We start from the raw sequence: 16,923 nt of genomic DNA on the forward strand, positions 1-16,923 counted from the left end.
ATTTTGTGGCGTTTTAATCAAGTTTTCTGTTAAGACGGTCGTCACCCTGAATTTATTTCAGGGTCTTTCACGCTAAAAAGATGCTGAAATAAATTCAGCAGGACGATAAAGCGGGATTAGGCGTAAATAAGATATAATTTTCAGCAAATAATTATCGAACTCAGGTTATAGAGCCTCCGTGTTCCTCTGTGTAAAACTCGATGCACTCAGTGGTAAAAACTTAGCGCTCCTTCGCATCAAACTTAGCGCTCTTTGCGGTTAAACAAAGTAGAATCTTTTTTAACACAAAGGCTATGGAGAAAGATACAAAGTAAACAGAGCTGGATGCATATAGCTAGGGTCTGCTGAAAAACTCAAGCAGTATTTATTATAAAAATCCGGCAATAATTTTCAATCCTAGGTTTTCCATCTATTACTTCAAATTGTGCTGAAAAACTTTTTACAGCCGAAATAATTTGACATAAAAGTGCCAGCCCAGCCAATTTGACTAGGTTTAGCACCAGGAAGATGTAGGCAATCCATGTTTCGCTTGTCTGTTTCAGCCTAGCTTTGATACAGCCTAAGCCGTACGCTGTTTTTGCCTGACCAAATTTGCCTTCTATCGGATTGCGCTCTCCCGGGTACAGTATATTTTATCTGCGAGCAGTTCTTTGGGGTAACAACCAAAGCGTTGCAGGTATTTGTTAAGGTATTGCTCCATGTGCGAACCTTCGTTAAAAGCATCCCAGCCCAGTTCATCCAAAAAGGTAATTCCATCCACAATCGAAGCGTGTATTTTTGCCCCAAACTCTACCTTTGCCTGGTTTTTCCCCCTTACTATTGGCCGTACATGTGGCTGGTGGATGCTTACTATTCTATCAGCAACGCTATGGGTTTTGTTCTGGTGCATTTCCAGCTGTTGCTGGTAAAGGGTTTGTACCACATACAGGTATTTTAATGCTTTTGGGTTTAATGGAATAACCCCATAAGCATCCAACAGTTCGTTTAGGTGCTTGATGTTCCGTTTCAACAACCTTAGCTGGCTACCTACTGCTTTATATATTTCTTTTCGGCTTTTGTTCTTTTTCTGTGCTGTTTTTAAATAAAGTTTTCTCGCTATTTCCCTGTAGGTGCGTGGTTTTGTGCCATGTAGTGGCTTACGGTAGAGAATATCAATCAGTTCTTCGGTTTTCTCTCTGGCATCATTCAATAAGTTTAAATCCGTTGGATAGGCAATGTTTTGCGGGCAAGCTGTGGCATCCATAATCACGGTACCTTTATGGTTGGCTGGACAATCGGGCTGATTGTTATCCTGATCCTGTTTCGGCTCATCTGGCGGAGTACTTGATAATGAACCAAGGCAACTTTCTTGTTTTGCCCGGAGTTTAACAATCTGCTCATTGAGGGCGTTAACCGCATCCAGGCCCAAACGTTTCCGGATTTCAACAAATAGAGAAGCATCAAAAGGGGCTTCATCGGTAAAGGTAGGGTAACCCAGAAAATACTGCATGTAGATGTTCTCACTTATCTGCTCAATGGTATCACGGTCATCCAAATCACCCAAATGTTTGATAATCAGCGCCCCGATGACCACGCGTGGGCTAATCGGCGGACGACCTGTTGGACTTACGGGAACATGATGCAGGTAGGTGTTGCAGATCATTAGTTCGAGTAAATTGCATAAAGCCATCGTCGTGCTGATTTCTCTTAATGTTCTTAATCCCTTAATGGTGAAGACGTTTTTATCATTAAGCAGTTAAGAAAGTTAAGCTAGATTTTTGTGATATCAGGCTTATGTGCCCTTTGGTGACTATTGTGGTTAAAATTAAGGCTCAACTGGTTAAGAAATCTACCTAAATGTAAAAAGCATATTCGCGAGGAAATTCCACACAAAAACAATCACTATTGCAAAGAATTTGGCTACATAAAAATTGGTTCCATTTTTCCGCTGGTGGAACAGGTAAATAATAAAAGTATTTAACCCTAAACCGATTAAACTCACCACTAAAAACTTGCTAAATTCGGTCCCCCAATGCGTATTCGTACTTTCGAAAGTCCAAACCCGGTTAATCAGATAATTATTGGTTACCGCCAAAGTAAAGCCAATGGCATTAGAAATGTATTTGTTTATTTTGATCTTTTCCTTACACAACCAGGTCGCGCCGAAATCTATTGCCATCCCGAGGAAACCTGTTAATCCAAATTTTAAGATGCGGAAGAATAAATCCATGTTAATGTATTTTAACCAAATAAAATCGCTCTAAAACCTGAGGACGTGTTTTTGCGTTTAAAAATTTACCCGTCAGTTTCGTGGTATGAAAATATTCAAACGATTTTAGAATTTCAGCATGGTATTCGCTTTTTAATTTTGCCAATTCCTGTTCCGGAATGTATATAACCAAGTCTTTTAGTTTCTTTGATTTGTCTAGATCGGTATAATTATGAATATATTTTACTTCACCAGGGGCATAAAAATCAAAAGAAAATGCATCTATATAATTTAATACTGCAGGTTTAGCAGTAGGATAATTTTGCTTTAACCAATTACCTGCCTGCATACCCGATTGATATTTTAAAAGGGCAGGGTAGAAAAAAACAAATAGAAATATCATTAATCCAACAGATAAAAATGCACTTCTGGCAATGATGGTTTCCAATAAAATGCCTTTAAATAGTAAGAAAGAGATGGCGAGAACAACAATCAGGATACCGATAATTAAATATGGGCTTTCAAATCCAAAGAAAAAGGCTAAGACAGAAAGTAAGGTAATAACCAAAATGAAAATGATGTTCTGTATAATGAAGAAGGTTTTTAAACCTTTGCTATTAAGCTTTCTCAGGTACAAGGCTGTGATGATCGAAAACTGAGGAAAGATGATCAGTATATAATGCGGCAACTGAAATTTAGAAAGCGAAAAGATCAGAAAAGTAACCGCTGCACTTGCCCAGATCATAATGCTTTCGGGAGCTAAAGCAATTCGATTTTTTTTTTTGAACAGATTTACTACGGCAGTATAAAATAATACAGACCAAGGAAGGAATGCCCAAAGGGTAGTGTGTAGAAAAAAGGAAATATCCCCTTTTCCTTTAATCGGGCCGTTGTTAAAAAACCTTCCGAACTGGCTGTCCCAAAAGAAAAATTTTAAACCCGAAACACAGGTTCTTTCAAAAACGATTTTTTCGGGATGCAGATCGAATTGCGTGTAAAGCGAATACAGCTCAGGGGTAATAAAAATAAAAATCAAAAGAATGGCGATATACCATTTTTGTTTTAAAAGCTGACGGGACTGTTTTGTAAGCAACCAGTAGATAATAAAACCGGCAAATACAGGAATCAATACAAAAATTCCTTTGACCAATATCGCACAGGCAGCAAAAAATGAACCTGCTACAATGTGCCAGAAAGAATTTTGATGCGCTTTATAATAATGGTAAATAGATGCTAATGTAAAGGTGGTGATATAAATTTCTGCCCTAACATCAAATGTAGAAGTAATGATATGTAAGGCACTCAGAAAAATTACCACACTGATTAATCCGGTTTTTTCATCGTATATATCTTTGGCTAATTTGTACAAATACCACGCGCCCAGTAAACCGAACAGAAATGATGGTAATTTATAAGCGAAGGATGAGATTCCGAAAATTTTAAAGGATGCTGCAGAAATCCAAAAAGTGAGGTGAGGTTTGTCCAGCCAGTCGGCCCCACGGCCATAAAGGTTAAACCAGTCTTTAAACAGGATGATGTTTTTAGACATGGAAGCATACAATGCGCCATCGGGCTCCATCACGCCACCAAAAAGTGCTGGTATACTCGCAATTGCAAGTAAAACGATCAGGAATTTATATAGTGTTGTATCTTTTAAGTTCATTTACAAGAAGCAAATATGAGCAAAAAAAAGTCAAATTTTTTTAAGGTTTAAGATTAACAGAGGCAAAGCCTTATCTTTGCTTCATGACAAAGTTATCGGTTAATATCAATAAAATTGCTACACTTCGCAACAGCCGCGGAGGTAATAATCCTGATCTGGTTAAGGTTGCATTAGATTGCGAGCGTTTCGGCGCACAGGGGATTACCGTGCATCCAAGGCCTGATGAACGCCATATCCGTTACCAGGATGTTTACGATTTAAAGGCTGTTATTGCGACAGAATTTAATATTGAAGGAAATTGCAGAGAAGATAAATTTGTTGATCTGGTTTTGGCCAACAAACCTGCTCAGGTTACGCTCGTGCCTGATGCCGAAGGTCAGATTACTTCAAACCACGGTTGGGATACGGTTAAACATAAAGACTACCTGAAAGAAATGGTTGCTGTTTTCCAGAAAGAAGGCATCCGCGTTTCTATTTTTGTAGATCCGGTTGTAGAAATGGTTGAGGGTGCTGTGGAAACCGGAACAGACCGGATTGAATTATATACCGAGGCTTATGCACATAATTATTTTGCCGATCGCGAAAAAGCTGTTATAAGTTATGTTGCTGCGGCACATCATGCCAACAAATTAGGCTTGGGGATTAATGCGGGGCATGATCTCGACTTACACAACCTACATTATTTTGCGCAGAGCATCCCAGGTTTATTAGAAGTTTCAATTGGTCATGCGCTCATTAGCGATGCACTTTATCTGGGCCTGGAAACTACCATTCAGAAATATTTACAACAATTAGCTTAGTTTTTAACCACAAAGTACACTAAGAAGTGCACAGAGAAACAGAGCCTCTGGGTACTCGGTGAAAAACTCTTTTTCTCTGTGGTTAGATAATATAAATATGTTAAAAGGAATTCTCCTTGTTTTTTTCGGTGTCTGCAGTTTTGGTATCCTCTCTACTTTTGTTAAACTGGCTTATCACGAAGGTTATACGCTGGGTGATGTTACAGGGGCTCAGGCTTTCTTTGGTGCAGTAATTTTATGGGTGCTATTTTTCTTCCAAAGCAGAACAGCTGGTTATAAAGCCAAAACAATCATTATTAAAACCCCTTGGTGGAAAATGGTGCTGGCAGGAACATGCACTGGATTAGTGAGCGTGTTTTATTATCAATGTGTAAAACTTGTGCCGAATTCGGTAGCCATCATTTTGTTAATGCAGTTTATATGGATGAGTATTTTAATGGAATACCTCGTTTTTAAAAAGAAACCCACGGGCTTACAGCTCCTGGCAATCCTGTTGGTCTTAGCTGGAACTGTTTTGGCCAGCGGGATGGCTGAAACAAGTATCAAGAGCATGGATTTAAAAGGGATTGGTTTCGGTTTGTTGGCTGCAATTTCTTATGCAGGCTTTTTGCTACTGAGTGGCCGGATTGGAAATGAATATGCTCCATTGCAAAAAAGTGCCCTGATGATTACCGGTGCCTGTATATTGATCTTCATTATTTTTCCGCCAACATTCTTGTTTAACGGTGCTTTAAATGGTAGTTTATTAAAATGGGGACTGATTATCTCAGTTTTCGGTACGGTTATTCCGCCTTTATTTTATGCAGAAGGCGTGCCCAGGATCGGGACTGCCCTTAGTTCGATATTAAGCGCAGCAGAATTGCCTGTTGCCGTAATGATGGCGGGTTTTGTGTTACAAGAGCAGGTGTCGTTTTTAAGGTGGGTTGGCGTTGTGGTAATTTTATCGGCGATGGTTTTGCCAAATCTGAAATACTTAAAAAAAGGTAGAGGGTAGAAAGGTTGAGGGTGGAAGGTTAAAATACGCGACAAATAATCTTCCGACTTTCGGACCTCGGACACCCGACTTATTGAAAAATTAAATATCTTTAAAAAGCATAAAACATATACACATGAAAAAACTTACTATTTATATTTTATCCTTAATCATTGTTGGATTAACCGCATGTAAAACCAAAACTACCATCAATCAGGACGAAGCTGCTGAAGTAATTACCGATTATTTAAAAGCCAATCCTGAATATAAAACTGCAAGGTTTAATTTTGGGGAGATCAAATTCAACAGCACCAATGATATGTTCGAGCTTGGAAAATATAAATCCTTAGCAAGTAAAGGTCTGGTTTCATTAAGTTTAAAGGAAGCAAAGAAAAAATTCTTATCGAAAGATAGCAGCTACGTTTATCAGATCACTTTAACCGATAAAGCAAGTCCGTTGGTGTTGAAACAGGATGGCGATAAGGCAACCGTAAAAGTTGTAGAATATGTTTTAGCCGATGAAAAGCCTGTAGATTTTGCTCAGGTAAATTCGAGTACGGCAAAGGTTACCGTATCACTTAAAATGACAACAACAGATTTCGAACCCTTTGATAAAGACGCCAATAGAAACAGCAACTTCATTACCAAAACCTATAAATTAAAGCTGAGTAAGGACGAGGGTTGGAAGGTGCAGAAGTAAGCTAAAAGACTAAAGCTGAAAGACCAAAGATAAAGTGTAATAGCTATTGCGCCCTGCAACCGCTGTTTCTTGTAGTGCCCTCGTTTTTAAACCCGACAGAAGCGAAAATCCTTTTTGTTTACAGCAACCTTGAATATGCTGTCATGCTGAGGCACGAAGCATCTGCCGGCTATGAAACAGATGCTTCGTACCTCAGCATGACAAGGGAGTAGCAAAAAGATTGTAGCGAATGGCGGGAACAAAATGAATTTTAGCATAGCCATTGCTTTTCAAATGATAAGGTATTAAAAAATAGAACAAACGTTTGTTTTGGGTTGAAAAATGGAACTATCTGATTTTTAACATTTTTTAAGAATTTTTAGATTAAAAACTTGATACCTTCATCAGTCTAATCTAAATAATAACCATGAAAAATCTAGCTCACCTCCTCACTCTCATTTTCTTTTTTTATTTAATACCTGCCAATGCAAAACCTATTGTACCTAAAAATCTTCACGGCTTTTGGAGTTATAAAGTAACAAAAGTAGGGAACTGGAACGGCACGTTAATTAATGATAATTATGTTGAGTACAATTATCGGATGTATAAAGTTGACAGTCTAAAAAATAACAATGGGACCTACAAAATGTGGCTCAATACAGGAGATAAAACCTCTTTAACCTTAGAAATTAAAACGCCAAATGAAGGTAAAGCCTTATTGAAGTTTAATAAATGGGAAAAAGAGATTTCTTGTACATGGAGTGCTTCTGATCCTGACATTAAAATTTATAACAAAAATGAAACCCCATCATACTATTTTGGAAAATGGGTGAATACACCATCACATTCAGATTTTTACATCACTGCCAAGCATAAAATGCTTTATCAAAATAAGGAGTGGGATATTGTATGGGCCGGCAACTACATGGATAAAGAAGATCGGTTTTTGTTGAAAAATAAAGATAGCTGCAGAATGGTTTATGTACATAAATTGGTTAAAGCGTTAAAGGTAAACAGCCTTGAGGGACTGAAAATTTATGCCCCTATTGCTAAGAATCCTTTGGTATACCAATTCTTGGGTAATTGGATAAACGATGAAACCAACGAATGGCAGTATGGTTTTTTTGAAGACTTTGCGATCTACCATAAACAAGTTTATCCCTATAAAAGCATCGAAAAAAATGGGAAAAGCTTAAAAATTACGCTTCTTAAAGATGGTAAGGAGAGAAATATTCAATTTACGGCGAAAAACGATAGCATTGCCCAATTGGTCGACGAGCAAGGTACAAGCAATGTATACCTGCTGAAAAAAGAATTTAAAGCTAACAGTACAAAAGATGCAACAGCATTTAAAGACAACCATTTTGCCAGAGTGGACACGGCAGTTATTACGGGTTATTTAAGAAATCCAACAAGTAATAAACCTTTTTCGGTTGGTTTTACCGATCATTTAAAAGATGAACAGGTGAATTACTATGGTGATTTGGATAGCAATGGATTTTTTACTGTAAAGATACCTTTGTTAAATACCACACAGGTTTTTTTAGACTGGGAGAGGAATGGAGTTATTGACGTGATTGAACCTGGTGAGCATTATTTTTATTTTGAAGATTTTAATACACAGGTCAGGAGTACAATGGGCGATAATGCCGGTTTTCATAACGAATTACTGAATTACAGGTATTATGGCCCTTATTCAAGAACCTCAGAGAGTGATTATAATGCCAGAAGAAATGCAGATTTGTTATCTTTTTTAGCCATCAGTAAGAAAGAACATCTAAAAGCAACCGAATATCTGAATAAACATTTGGCAAAGTACCCCAATGCAAGTAACCGATTTAAATATTTTGTGTCAGAAGGTTATAAGTACAAAATGGGATTTGACTTAATGCAGAAAAGATTTACGCTAAAGCAAGGGAAATTCCCTGAACCGTTTATAAATTTTGTTAACGATAGTTTGTATAAAAACACCCCACCTAAACCTTTTACCTTGGTTAGGGATTTTTCTTCGTTTAAAAGAGATTACTTTGCTTATTTGGCCTCGAATGAGAGAAATTCAGTCAAATGGGACGATGTGCTTGCTGAAATGGTTTTTTTAAAACAGATCAATTTATCAGTCAAGGAAAAGGAAGCCGTGCTGGCTGAGATCGAATTGAATGAAATTGGGTCAACTAAAGACTCACTAAAATATCTACGGCTTTTGAAGGGCTTTTCTCCTGAAAAACGAAAATTAGCGGATAGTGTAAGGAGGGTTTATAAAGAACAGATTATAGATGGGGCGAGTCAGAAATTGGCCTTTAAAGCTTTTGATAGGGAATTAAAGGTGGCAAAGGGGATTGGAAACGAAGATTTGAGAGAGGGTATTATAGCAAGTCGTTTTTATAAATATTTTGAAGGTAAACATTCTGCAATGCCAGATACTGTATTTGCTCGGTTTATGGGCAATTTAAAAAATGATTTCTACCGAAATGAAATTGAGAAGCTCCAGCTTACTTATCAAAACATGTCGAAGGTTGATGTGGAATACAAGGAAAGTTTAAAGAGAACCGATCATTTAAAAGATGCAAAAAATGCAGATTCTCTGTTTGCTGAGCTAATCAAACCTTATAAAGGAAAAGTAATTTATGTTGATTTTTGGGGTACTTGGTGTGCCCCCTGCAAAGGCGAAATGCCTTTTGTAAAACCGGTTAAAGAAGCTTTAAAGGGAAAAGATGTTGTGTTTATGTATTTCGCCAATAATTCTCCGGAAGAAGGTTGGAAGAATATTATCAAAGAATATGAACTGTCTAGTGAAAATGCCGTTCATTACCGCTTGCCAGAAACGCAGCAAAATATGATTGAGACCAGATTCTCGATAAACAGCTTTCCTACCTATATCTTAATTGATAAAGAAGGGAATGTAAACACAATGAAGGCCCCACGACCAAGTGACAAAGAACAACTTGTGGCTGCCGTAAATACTTTGCTAACCAAATAATGCTTTCCTTGCAGCTGGCTTTAGCCTACTGCAAGGAAATATTTATAAAATTAATTGGATCGCATCCTGCAAACTTTAAAACGCCATTGCATTCCAAATTATTAGATATACAAAAATTAATTAAGAATTCTTTTTCGATAGATACGTTTTAAGCTTCTTAAAAAGATCTTCTTTTTTAGGCCTTTCCTTACCGTTATGGGTTAAATTGTTGTCGTAATGGTTTAGCAGTTCTGTCGCATAATCTTTTTGAGCTTGACTGCCCGACCTTAACACCTCGATAAACCGAACAGCATTGTGATTTAAGGTGCTGTTAAACGAAACGGCATAGTACTCGCTCCGTTCAGACGGGTTTCTATTTTTATTGTTTTCCTCCGCGCCGTTTTCTGTAAAATAATCGGCATGAAGAATAAGCGGGTTTAATTTTTTCAATCTCTTAGTACCTTTACGCTCATTCCTCCATGGATGTTCTTTTTTATAGAGTTGGGCAAGCAGAAAATCTTTTTTCCAAAGGGTAATCTGGTGCGACATTAAATAATCTGATGCCTCATTATCGATCTCCGCAATATTAAATCCTTCGATAAAATTAATGGTTTCTTTCGTTTTGTAAATACCAGAACTATGGAGTTTAACCTGTTGCCAATCGTTTTTAATTGCCTGTTCGAACAGCGCTGTAAAGAACATGGGATTCACCGGTTTGCTTAACCACATATCTTCCTGGAAATAGAGCACATATTCTTCGTCTATATTACCTAACAGCGTTACCAGACGATCGACTCATTCGCCGTTGCCCGATTTGATGTTTGTAAAGCCATTCACATCAGCGTTTTTTACTTCTGTAGCGAAATAATAATTGCAAGGTATTTTAAAATCCCAGTTTTCTGAGAAAGTGTAATCAAAACCTTTATAAAGAAATTCGTAACTATCGCAGGCATGAACTAAAAGTGCGATGTTATTTTTGTAAGTTGACATAGGGTAAATAAGTGCTTTTCAAATTTACGGAATTACTTTTTTCCCTTCCTTTGGTAGCCGATATTTTACGTTGCAGCTGCTTATTGATTCGGCTCAACAGGATGCTAAAAGATTGAAGTTAACCATGGCAACAAACTTAAATTTCGGAACAGCCATTGCTTTCCTGATAATGGGTTAATCAAATAAAAAATGAACAAACGTTTGTCTTCTTGTTTGTGCATAAAATCTATCTATTTTGTCGCTTTTAACGGCAAATAATACTCCTTTTTTCACTGATATATAGCAAAATACAGCTTCGTTTTTGCTACCTTTGCACGCAAATTTATTATTCATACCGCATGAGCTTAAATATCCACTACAAGGAAGATTTTCAAAATCGTCATATTGCACCAAATGAGGCAGATACAGCCGAAATGTTGCAAACTGTTGGCGTAAATTCTATTGATGAGCTGATTGAACAAACTGTTCCGACGGCAATTAGGTTAAAACAACCTTTAAACTTGCCTGCAGCAAAGTCAGAAACTGAATATCTTGGTGCTTTAAAACAAACTTCATTGTTGAATAAAGTTTTCAAAAGCTTTATCGGACAGGGTTATTATGATACCATTACCCCGGGTGTAATTTTACGTAACGTATTCGAAAACCCAGGATGGTACACACAATATACACCGTATCAGGCAGAAATCGCACAGGGCCGTTTACAGGCTTTGTTAAATTTCCAAACGATGGTTATCGATTTAACCGGAATGGAAATTGCCAATGCATCTTTACTGGATGAAGGTACTGCTGCTGCTGAAGCGATGTTTATGCAATATAGCTTGCGTAAAAATCAGGCGGCTAAAAAGTTCTTCGTTTCGGAATTGCTTTTCCCTCAAACGATCGATATTTTAAAAACACGTGCTAATCCTTACGGTATTGAACTGGTGATCGGAAGTCATTTAGATTTCGTAGCCGCTGAAGATTTCTTTGGTGCAATTGTTCAGTATCCGGCAGGAAACGGTGAAGTTTTCGACTACAAAGACTTTGCATCGGCATTGCACAATCAAAATATTAAATTAACGGTAGTTGCCGATATTTTAAGCTTAACCTTATTAACGCCTCCAGGCGAGTGGGGAGCTGATGTAGTGGTAGGTACTACACAACGTTTAGGTGTACCAATGGGTTTTGGTGGGCCACACGCTGCATTTTTCGCAACTAAAGAAGAATATAAACGTAACATCCCAGGTCGTATCATCGGTGTAACCATTGATAGTCATGGCGATTATGCTTTACGTATGGCTTTGCAAACCCGCGAGCAGCACATCCGTAGAGATAAAGCAACATCAAACATCTGTACCGCACAGGCGCTATTGGCTATTATGGCTGGTTTTTATGCCGCTTACCATGGTCCGAAAGGATTAAAAGCTATTGCAGAACGTACTCACGGTCTGGCCATCAGCTTAGCTTCTACTTTAAAAGGTTTAGGTTTCGAGCAGTTAAATTCTGCTTATTTCGATACGATCCGTTTCGATTTAGGCGATTTAAAGGGCGGTATCCATTCAGGATGTATCGATAACGAAATCAACTTAAATTATGTTGGTAACGTTGCCACTATTTCGTTCGACGAAACCAGCACTTTCGAAGATGTAGCTTTAATTGCTAAAATCTTTGCTAAAGTTAAAGCTATTGCTGCCGATCAGGTTGAAGTGGTAGAAAATGTAGAAACGGTTATCCCTGCTTCATTACAACGTACTTCAGCTTATTTAACACACCCAATCTTTAACGCACACCATTCAGAACATGAAATGTTGCGTTATATCAAATCATTAGAAGCAAAAGATTTATCGCTTTGCCACTCGATGATTGCTTTGGGTAGCTGTACCATGAAATTAAATGCTACGGCCGAGATGATTCCGGTTACCTGGTCTCACTTTGGTCGCATCCATCCATTTGCACCTGCCGATCAGGTATTAGGTTACTATTCGGTTTTTAATGAACTGGATAAATGGTTAAGTGAAATTACCGGATTTGCCGCAATGAGTTTACAGCCAAACGCTGGCGCTCAGGGCGAATATGCAGGTTTAATGGTTATCCGCGCTTATCACCACGATAGAGGCGATTTCCACCGTAATGTTGCGTTAATTCCCGCTTCGGCACACGGAACAAACCCTGCTTCTGCTGCAATGGCCGATATGAAAATTGTTGTAGTAAAATCTTTAGAAAACGGTAACATCGATGTTGAAGATTTAAAAGCAAAAGCAGAATTACACAAAGACAACCTATCGTGTTTGATGGTAACTTATCCATCTACTCACGGTGTGTTTGAAGAAAGCATTATCGAAATCTGCGAAACCATCCACGCTAATGGCGGACAGGTATATATGGATGGTGCTAATATGAATGCTCAGGTTGGTTTAACAAGTCCAGCCAATATTGGTGCCGATGTTTGTCACTTAAACTTACACAAAACTTTCTGTATTCCTCACGGTGGCGGCGGTCCAGGTATGGGCCCAATCGGTGTGGCGAAACACCTGGTTCCTTATCTTCCAGGTCATGCCGTGGTTGATATCGATAAAGGAAAATCAATTTCTGCAGTTTCATCTGCGCCATGGGGCTCGGCTTCGATTTTGATTATCTCTCACGCTTATATTGCGATGATGGGTGCTGAAGGATTAACCAACGCTACCAAATATGCTATTTTAAACGCAAACTATATGAAAGCGCGTTTAGAGCAACACTATCCTGTGCTTTATTCAGGCGCTCAGGGCCGTTGTGCACACGAGATGATTTTAGATTGCCGTTCGTTCAAAGCTTTCGGAATCGAAGTGACCGATATCGCTAAACGTTTAATGGATTATGGTTTCCACGCACCAACGGTTTCGTTCCCGGTTGCAGGAACTTTAATGGTTGAGCCTACCGAATCAGAGCCTAAACACGAGTTAGACCGCTTCTGTGATGCCTTAATCGCGATTAAAAACGAAATTACCGCTGTAGAAAACGGCACTTTAGATAAAGTTGATAACCCATTAAAAAATGCACCTCATACGGTTTCGGTAATTACCGCTAACGAATGGGATCATGCTTATAGCCGTCAAACAGCTGCGTTCCCGCTTCCTTATGTGTTAGAGCGTAAGTTCTGGCCTTCAGTTGGTCGTGTTAACGATAGTCATGGTGATAGGGCATTAATCTGTGCTTGCCCGCCGATTGAGAGCTACTTAGAAGAGATCGTTCCTTAGTAAGGTTTAAGCTATAAGGCAGAAGGTTTAAGGTTTTATGCAGGGTGCGTAAGGCATGCGGCAAAAAATCTTAAACCTTTTTTAGTTTACGGGGGAGAAGAGCATTTAAAAGAATAGCATGGAGCCTTCCACCTTAAGCCTTTTACCCTACACCTTTAATTGGAAATGAATGTTAGGTTTTCATAGGGGAGTGCAGCCCTGCCATTTGCTTCAATCTTTTTGTAGCGCCTGTCATGCTGAGGCACGAAGCATCTGTTTCATAGGCTGCAGAATGCTTCGTGCCTCAGCATTACGGTATATTCAAGGTTGCAGCAAAACAAAAAGGATTTTCGCTACTGTCAGGTTTATAAAGGAGGGGTTGTAGGTAAAACCAAAACTGTTAATTCTTTTGCAACTATAGATAACTGGCATTAAGAAAATCGATAAGTTGGGTATAAAAGAATAACATATCTGCATTTGATTTGCCATCAGTAAATTCTGACATATGATTTACCCAAGCCTTATAAAGCTCCCATACAGTTTCTCTTATTTCGTGTATGGGATGATTTTCAAAAAAGTCCAATAAGACAATTTTTGGATCTTCAAGCTCCCTTTCGGTTAAAGAATTTGGCTGAAAGTTAAGATTTGCGATAACTTTTTTCATATCATTTACATGATAATCTATCTTCTAAGTTTATATAAAGATATTAAAAATAATATAATTAGTCAATAAAATTAAATATTAAATTATTTTAATAATGTAAAACATCTTTTTTATGTGTTTTAGCATTATTTTTTTTAATATTATATTTGAGTTATCTATTAATTATGAGTAAACCCAATTATAATCGAATAAAGGCCGCCTTAGCTGAGAAAGGGATAACCAATAAAGATTTGGCTGATGCATTAAAAGTTGCACCGGAAACGGTTTCTAGCTGGTGCACAAATACCGCCCAGCCTTCAATTAAAAGATTGTTTGATGTAGCAACATTTTTGGATGTGGAAGCAGGGGAGCTATTGGTTAGCTGGAGAAAGAGATAATATTTAAGGGTTGGAACTTTCCATCTTATGCCTTTTGCCTTTCTAGGTTTTAGCACAGAAACCCTCTACTTTAAACCTTCCGCCTTCTACCTTTCTATATTCACATTAAAAAGTAAACAAATTAAACCATTGCTATATTTCTACAGTCAATAGAATGATTTTAAATAAATCCGATTATTTTTGAAAAAACTTAACATAGGTCAATAACAAGAGATCGGGAGTTAATCTATATTTGTATCAAATTATAAAAAACCAGAAAATGAAATTAAAAATTAGCTCAATTTTTTTATTAGTGGCAGTTGTAGCATTGTCAGCTTTTAAAAACCCTACTAAACCAGTAACTTATACTGTAGATGCAGCAAAATCAACCATTACTTGGGTTGGTAAAAAAGTAACAGGTTCGCACAATGGAACAATCGCTTTACAATCAGGTAGCTTAGCTGTTAACGGTAAAAATGTAACTGGCGGTACTTTTGTTATCGATATGACTTCAATTAAAGATGCTGATGGAAGCGCTAAATTAGAAGGTCACTTAAAAGCAGACGATTTCTTCGGTACAAATAAATTCCCAACTTCAACTTTCGTAATTACTAAAGTTGCTGGTTCAGGATCAAACGTAACTGTATCAGGTAATTTAACCATCAAAGGTATTACTAAACCATTAAGCTTCCCTGCAACTGTAACGGTTAATGCAGATGGTACAGCTTCGGCTTTAGCAGGTAAAATCGTTGTTGACAGAACTAAATATGACATCAAATACGGTTCTAAATCATTCTTCGATAGCATTGGCGACAAAGCAATCGATGATAACTTTGAATTAGCTGTTAAATTGGTAGCTAAGAAATAATTATTTCCGTCTCGGAAAAATTAAAGCTCAGGCATTGGTCTGGGCTTTTTTTGTTTCACTGCGAAGAGCGCTAAGTTTTTACCACCGAGTGCATCGAGTTTTACACAGAGGAGCACGGAGACTCTATAGCTAGGATCTGCTGAAAAACTCTACTAACATTGATTATTAGCTGTTTATGCTTATATTTAAAGAACTTAATGCATGAAAAAATGGCAATACCTTCAAAAAAGCGTGCATCATCACCTCAATATGTTAGTCCAACTCAGTTGACCTTATCAGGTTTCGAGAGCCCCTTTGAAAGAAAACTGAATCCGCAGAACCGTTGGGTTGTATTATCAAAGCTAATACCTTGGGACCTGATCCAGTGCCAGTGAACAAACGAACCAATTTAAGTAACGTTTTTGCCAATAAAATAGAACACTACAAGCCATATCAATCCTTTAATCAGGAAGAATAAAAACCCAATCAGCCCCACCCGCTTAAACCATAATTTTACTTTTTCTTTGTTCATGGCGATGTTTGTAAAGATAATGGATTTGGCTTAAATTAGAAAGATTTTAAATAAGGAAATATGACGTTATCTAAATCTTTGCTTCTCATTATTTTTTCCATTTGCTTTTTTAGTATTAAAGTTTTTGCACAAAATTTTGATGATATTAAACGCTACAAGGTAAACTTTGCTACAGCCGCCCGCGATAACGAAAAGCTGATTGCAATTAGAAGTTTTTCTGCAAATAATCAAAAATATTTACTGTTGGTAAATCCAGAGACTTTAGACACTAAAATAGATCTGGCCAGTAATTATACTGCAAGCAGCTTACAATTTCAAAATGTATTAGCGATTTTCAAAAACACAGTCTATATTAAATCAATAGAAGCCGCGGCTGCTAAAGATCTACAGCTTCAAAATGCAGGGATAGATCATGCCATCCCGAACGAAAAGGGGATTACCTTAACGATCGATCTTTGTCCATCGCACAAGGCTTTAGACAGGATTATTTTTCAATCTGTTTTCGATGAATTTAAAAAGACAGAACAGCCTGCCCCACTCGCGATTTCTGTTTCTGGTAAATGGATGCTGAAACATCTGGATGACTTGAACTGGCTGAAAAGTCTGGTAGAGAAAAAGGAACTGAATATTACCTGGGTAAACCATACCTACAACCACGAAGTGAATAAGTTACCCTTAGCTGAAAACTTTTTATTGGCACCCGGAACCAATTTAGATGTCGAGGTATTGGAGAATGAAAAACTGATGCTCAAAAATGGTTTAACGCCATCTGTATTTTTCCGTTTCCCCGGTTTGATATCGGATAAGACCATTGTCGAAAAAATTGAAGCCTACGGATTAATTCCTATTGGAAGTGATGCCTGGCTGGCAAAAGGACAACAGCCGAATGCGGGCAGTATTGTATTGATCCACGGCAACGGGAATGAAGAAATCGGGGTGAAAGATTTCATCCAGTTATTAAAAACCAGACAGGCAGATGTGAAAAGCAAACAATGGCTGCTTTTTGATTTAAGAGAAGGCTTGGAAAAGGAATTTGAATAACCTAATTTTTAACCGCAAAGCGCACAGAGAAAAGGCACAA

17 protein-coding genes are annotated in these 16,923 nt (G+C 37.8%); 8 read left to right on the forward strand and 9 right to left on the reverse strand.

Annotation, left to right across the window (positions count from 1 at the left end):
* Nucleotides 1-353 precede the first annotated feature (353 nt).
* From AW17_RS25410 to AW17_RS14960, 4 genes are all read right to left on the reverse strand, one after another.
* Nucleotides 354-629 (reverse strand): transposase, encoded by a 276-nt coding sequence (locus AW17_RS25410; RefSeq protein ID WP_083488728.1) that lies wholly within the window; start codon nt 627-629, stop codon nt 354-356.
* The gene (locus AW17_RS14950; protein ID WP_083488729.1) at nt 599-1,669 is read right to left on the reverse strand and encodes an IS5 family transposase; all 1,071 of its coding nucleotides are present in this window, start codon (nt 1,667-1,669) and stop codon (nt 599-601) included. The genes AW17_RS25410 and AW17_RS14950 overlap by 31 nt, the downstream gene beginning before the upstream one ends.
* A gap of 159 nt (nt 1,670-1,828) precedes the next feature.
* Nucleotides 1,829-2,209: a GtrA family protein gene (locus AW17_RS14955; RefSeq protein ID WP_029277767.1), complete on the reverse strand. Its 381-nt coding sequence runs from the start codon at nt 2,207-2,209 to the stop codon at nt 1,829-1,831.
* Nucleotide 2,210: 1 nt separating this feature from the next.
* Nucleotides 2,211-3,851, reverse strand: a complete 1,641-nt coding sequence (locus tag AW17_RS14960) for an ArnT family glycosyltransferase (RefSeq protein ID WP_029277769.1) — start codon at nt 3,849-3,851, stop codon at nt 2,211-2,213.
* An 83-nt stretch (nt 3,852-3,934) separates the two neighbouring features.
* Between AW17_RS14960 and AW17_RS14965 the strand changes: the two genes are divergently transcribed.
* From AW17_RS14965 to AW17_RS14980, 4 genes are all read left to right on the forward strand, one after another.
* Complete coding sequence (locus AW17_RS14965) at nt 3,935-4,651, forward strand: pyridoxine 5'-phosphate synthase (RefSeq protein WP_029277770.1); 717 nt, start codon at nt 3,935-3,937, stop codon at nt 4,649-4,651.
* A 97-nt stretch (nt 4,652-4,748) separates the two neighbouring features.
* The gene (locus AW17_RS14970; RefSeq protein ID WP_029277772.1) at nt 4,749-5,645 is read left to right on the forward strand and encodes an EamA family transporter; all 897 of its coding nucleotides are present in this window, start codon (nt 4,749-4,751) and stop codon (nt 5,643-5,645) included.
* A 115-nt stretch (nt 5,646-5,760) separates the two neighbouring features.
* A complete protein-coding gene (locus AW17_RS14975) occupies nt 5,761-6,324 on the forward strand; it encodes a hypothetical protein (protein ID WP_029277773.1) in 564 nt (187 codons plus the stop codon).
* Between the two features lie 406 nt (nt 6,325-6,730).
* On the forward strand, nt 6,731-9,280 hold the full coding sequence (locus AW17_RS14980) for a thioredoxin-like domain-containing protein (protein WP_029277775.1): 2,550 nt from the start codon (nt 6,731-6,733) through the stop codon (nt 9,278-9,280).
* 120 nt (nt 9,281-9,400) lie between these two features.
* On the opposite strand, the gene AW17_RS14985 is transcribed toward AW17_RS14980, so the two are convergent.
* The 3 genes from AW17_RS14985 to AW17_RS24245 all read right to left on the reverse strand — a co-directional run bounded on the left by AW17_RS14985 (nt 9,401) and on the right by AW17_RS24245 (nt 10,582).
* Complete coding sequence (locus AW17_RS14985; RefSeq protein WP_245235079.1) at nt 9,401-10,009, reverse strand: hypothetical protein; 609 nt, start codon at nt 10,007-10,009, stop codon at nt 9,401-9,403.
* 45 nt (nt 10,010-10,054) lie between these two features.
* Nucleotides 10,055-10,249 carry a hypothetical protein gene (locus AW17_RS24955; protein WP_245235080.1) on the reverse strand — a complete coding sequence of 65 codons (195 nt, stop codon included), beginning with the start codon at nt 10,247-10,249 and terminating at the stop codon, nt 10,055-10,057.
* Nucleotides 10,250-10,423: 174 nt separating this feature from the next.
* On the reverse strand, nt 10,424-10,582 hold the full coding sequence (locus tag AW17_RS24245; protein WP_157280323.1) for a hypothetical protein: 159 nt from the start codon (nt 10,580-10,582) through the stop codon (nt 10,424-10,426).
* 5 nt (nt 10,583-10,587) lie between these two features.
* Here AW17_RS24245 and gcvP point away from each other — a divergent pair, with 5 nt between their 5' ends.
* Entirely contained in the window at nt 10,588-13,464 is a 2,877-nt protein-coding gene (gene gcvP / locus AW17_RS14990) for an aminomethyl-transferring glycine dehydrogenase (RefSeq protein ID WP_029277777.1), read from the forward strand.
* Between the two features lie 394 nt (nt 13,465-13,858).
* Here the strand turns inward: gcvP and AW17_RS14995 are convergent, their stop codons facing one another.
* Nucleotides 13,859-14,107: a hypothetical protein gene (locus AW17_RS14995; RefSeq protein ID WP_029277779.1), complete on the reverse strand. Its 249-nt coding sequence runs from the start codon at nt 14,105-14,107 to the stop codon at nt 13,859-13,861.
* Between the two features lie 164 nt (nt 14,108-14,271).
* On the opposite strand from AW17_RS14995, the gene AW17_RS15000 reads away from it, so the two are divergent.
* Both AW17_RS15000 and AW17_RS15005 read left to right on the forward strand, forming a co-directional pair.
* On the forward strand, nt 14,272-14,484 hold the full coding sequence (locus tag AW17_RS15000) for a helix-turn-helix transcriptional regulator (RefSeq protein ID WP_029277782.1): 213 nt from the start codon (nt 14,272-14,274) through the stop codon (nt 14,482-14,484).
* Nucleotides 14,485-14,743: 259 nt separating this feature from the next.
* The gene (locus AW17_RS15005) at nt 14,744-15,331 is read left to right on the forward strand and encodes a YceI family protein (protein WP_029277784.1); all 588 of its coding nucleotides are present in this window, start codon (nt 14,744-14,746) and stop codon (nt 15,329-15,331) included.
* 388 nt (nt 15,332-15,719) lie between these two features.
* Here the strand turns inward: AW17_RS15005 and AW17_RS25165 are convergent, their stop codons facing one another.
* Nucleotides 15,720-15,842: a hypothetical protein gene (locus tag AW17_RS25165; protein ID WP_010602346.1), complete on the reverse strand. Its 123-nt coding sequence runs from the start codon at nt 15,840-15,842 to the stop codon at nt 15,720-15,722.
* Between the two features lie 60 nt (nt 15,843-15,902).
* Between AW17_RS25165 and AW17_RS15010 the strand changes: the two genes are divergently transcribed.
* Nucleotides 15,903-16,883, forward strand: coding sequence for a polysaccharide deacetylase family protein (locus AW17_RS15010; protein WP_029277786.1), 981 nt, complete (start codon nt 15,903-15,905; stop codon nt 16,881-16,883).
* The last annotated feature ends 40 nt before the right edge of the window (nt 16,884-16,923 follow it).

Origin of the sequence: Pedobacter borealis DSM 19626 (genome assembly GCF_000708285.2) — a bacterium.
Classification (GTDB): domain Bacteria; phylum Bacteroidota; class Bacteroidia; order Sphingobacteriales; family Sphingobacteriaceae; genus Pedobacter; species Pedobacter borealis.

What these genes read in the sequence shown, in the direction of transcription:
- AW17_RS14995 (WP_029277779.1), bottom strand. Translation starts at nt 14,107, where the DNA reads ATGAAAAAAGTTATCGCAAATCTTAACTTTCAGCCAAATTCTTTAACC.
- AW17_RS15000 (WP_029277782.1), top strand. Translation starts at nt 14,272, where the DNA reads ATGAGTAAACCCAATTATAATCGAATAAAGGCCGCCTTAGCTGAGAAA.
- AW17_RS14960 (WP_029277769.1), bottom strand. Translation starts at nt 3,851, where the DNA reads ATGAACTTAAAAGATACAACACTATATAAATTCCTGATCGTTTTACTT.
- AW17_RS14975 (WP_029277773.1), top strand. Translation starts at nt 5,761, where the DNA reads ATGAAAAAACTTACTATTTATATTTTATCCTTAATCATTGTTGGATTA.
- AW17_RS14965 (WP_029277770.1), top strand. Translation starts at nt 3,935, where the DNA reads ATGACAAAGTTATCGGTTAATATCAATAAAATTGCTACACTTCGCAAC.
- AW17_RS14950 (WP_083488729.1), bottom strand. Translation starts at nt 1,669, where the DNA reads ATGGCTTTATGCAATTTACTCGAACTAATGATCTGCAACACCTACCTG.
- AW17_RS25165 (WP_010602346.1), bottom strand. Translation starts at nt 15,842, where the DNA reads ATGAACAAAGAAAAAGTAAAATTATGGTTTAAGCGGGTGGGGCTGATT.
- AW17_RS14980 (WP_029277775.1), top strand. Translation starts at nt 6,731, where the DNA reads ATGAAAAATCTAGCTCACCTCCTCACTCTCATTTTCTTTTTTTATTTA.
- gcvP (WP_029277777.1), top strand. Translation starts at nt 10,588, where the DNA reads ATGAGCTTAAATATCCACTACAAGGAAGATTTTCAAAATCGTCATATT.
- AW17_RS14955 (WP_029277767.1), bottom strand. Translation starts at nt 2,209, where the DNA reads ATGGATTTATTCTTCCGCATCTTAAAATTTGGATTAACAGGTTTCCTC.
- AW17_RS24955 (WP_245235080.1), bottom strand. Translation starts at nt 10,249, where the DNA reads ATGTCAACTTACAAAAATAACATCGCACTTTTAGTTCATGCCTGCGAT.
- AW17_RS15010 (WP_029277786.1), top strand. Translation starts at nt 15,903, where the DNA reads ATGACGTTATCTAAATCTTTGCTTCTCATTATTTTTTCCATTTGCTTT.
- AW17_RS15005 (WP_029277784.1), top strand. Translation starts at nt 14,744, where the DNA reads ATGAAATTAAAAATTAGCTCAATTTTTTTATTAGTGGCAGTTGTAGCA.
- AW17_RS24245 (WP_157280323.1), bottom strand. Translation starts at nt 10,582, where the DNA reads ATGAATAATAAATTTGCGTGCAAAGGTAGCAAAAACGAAGCTGTATTT.
- AW17_RS14970 (WP_029277772.1), top strand. Translation starts at nt 4,749, where the DNA reads ATGTTAAAAGGAATTCTCCTTGTTTTTTTCGGTGTCTGCAGTTTTGGT.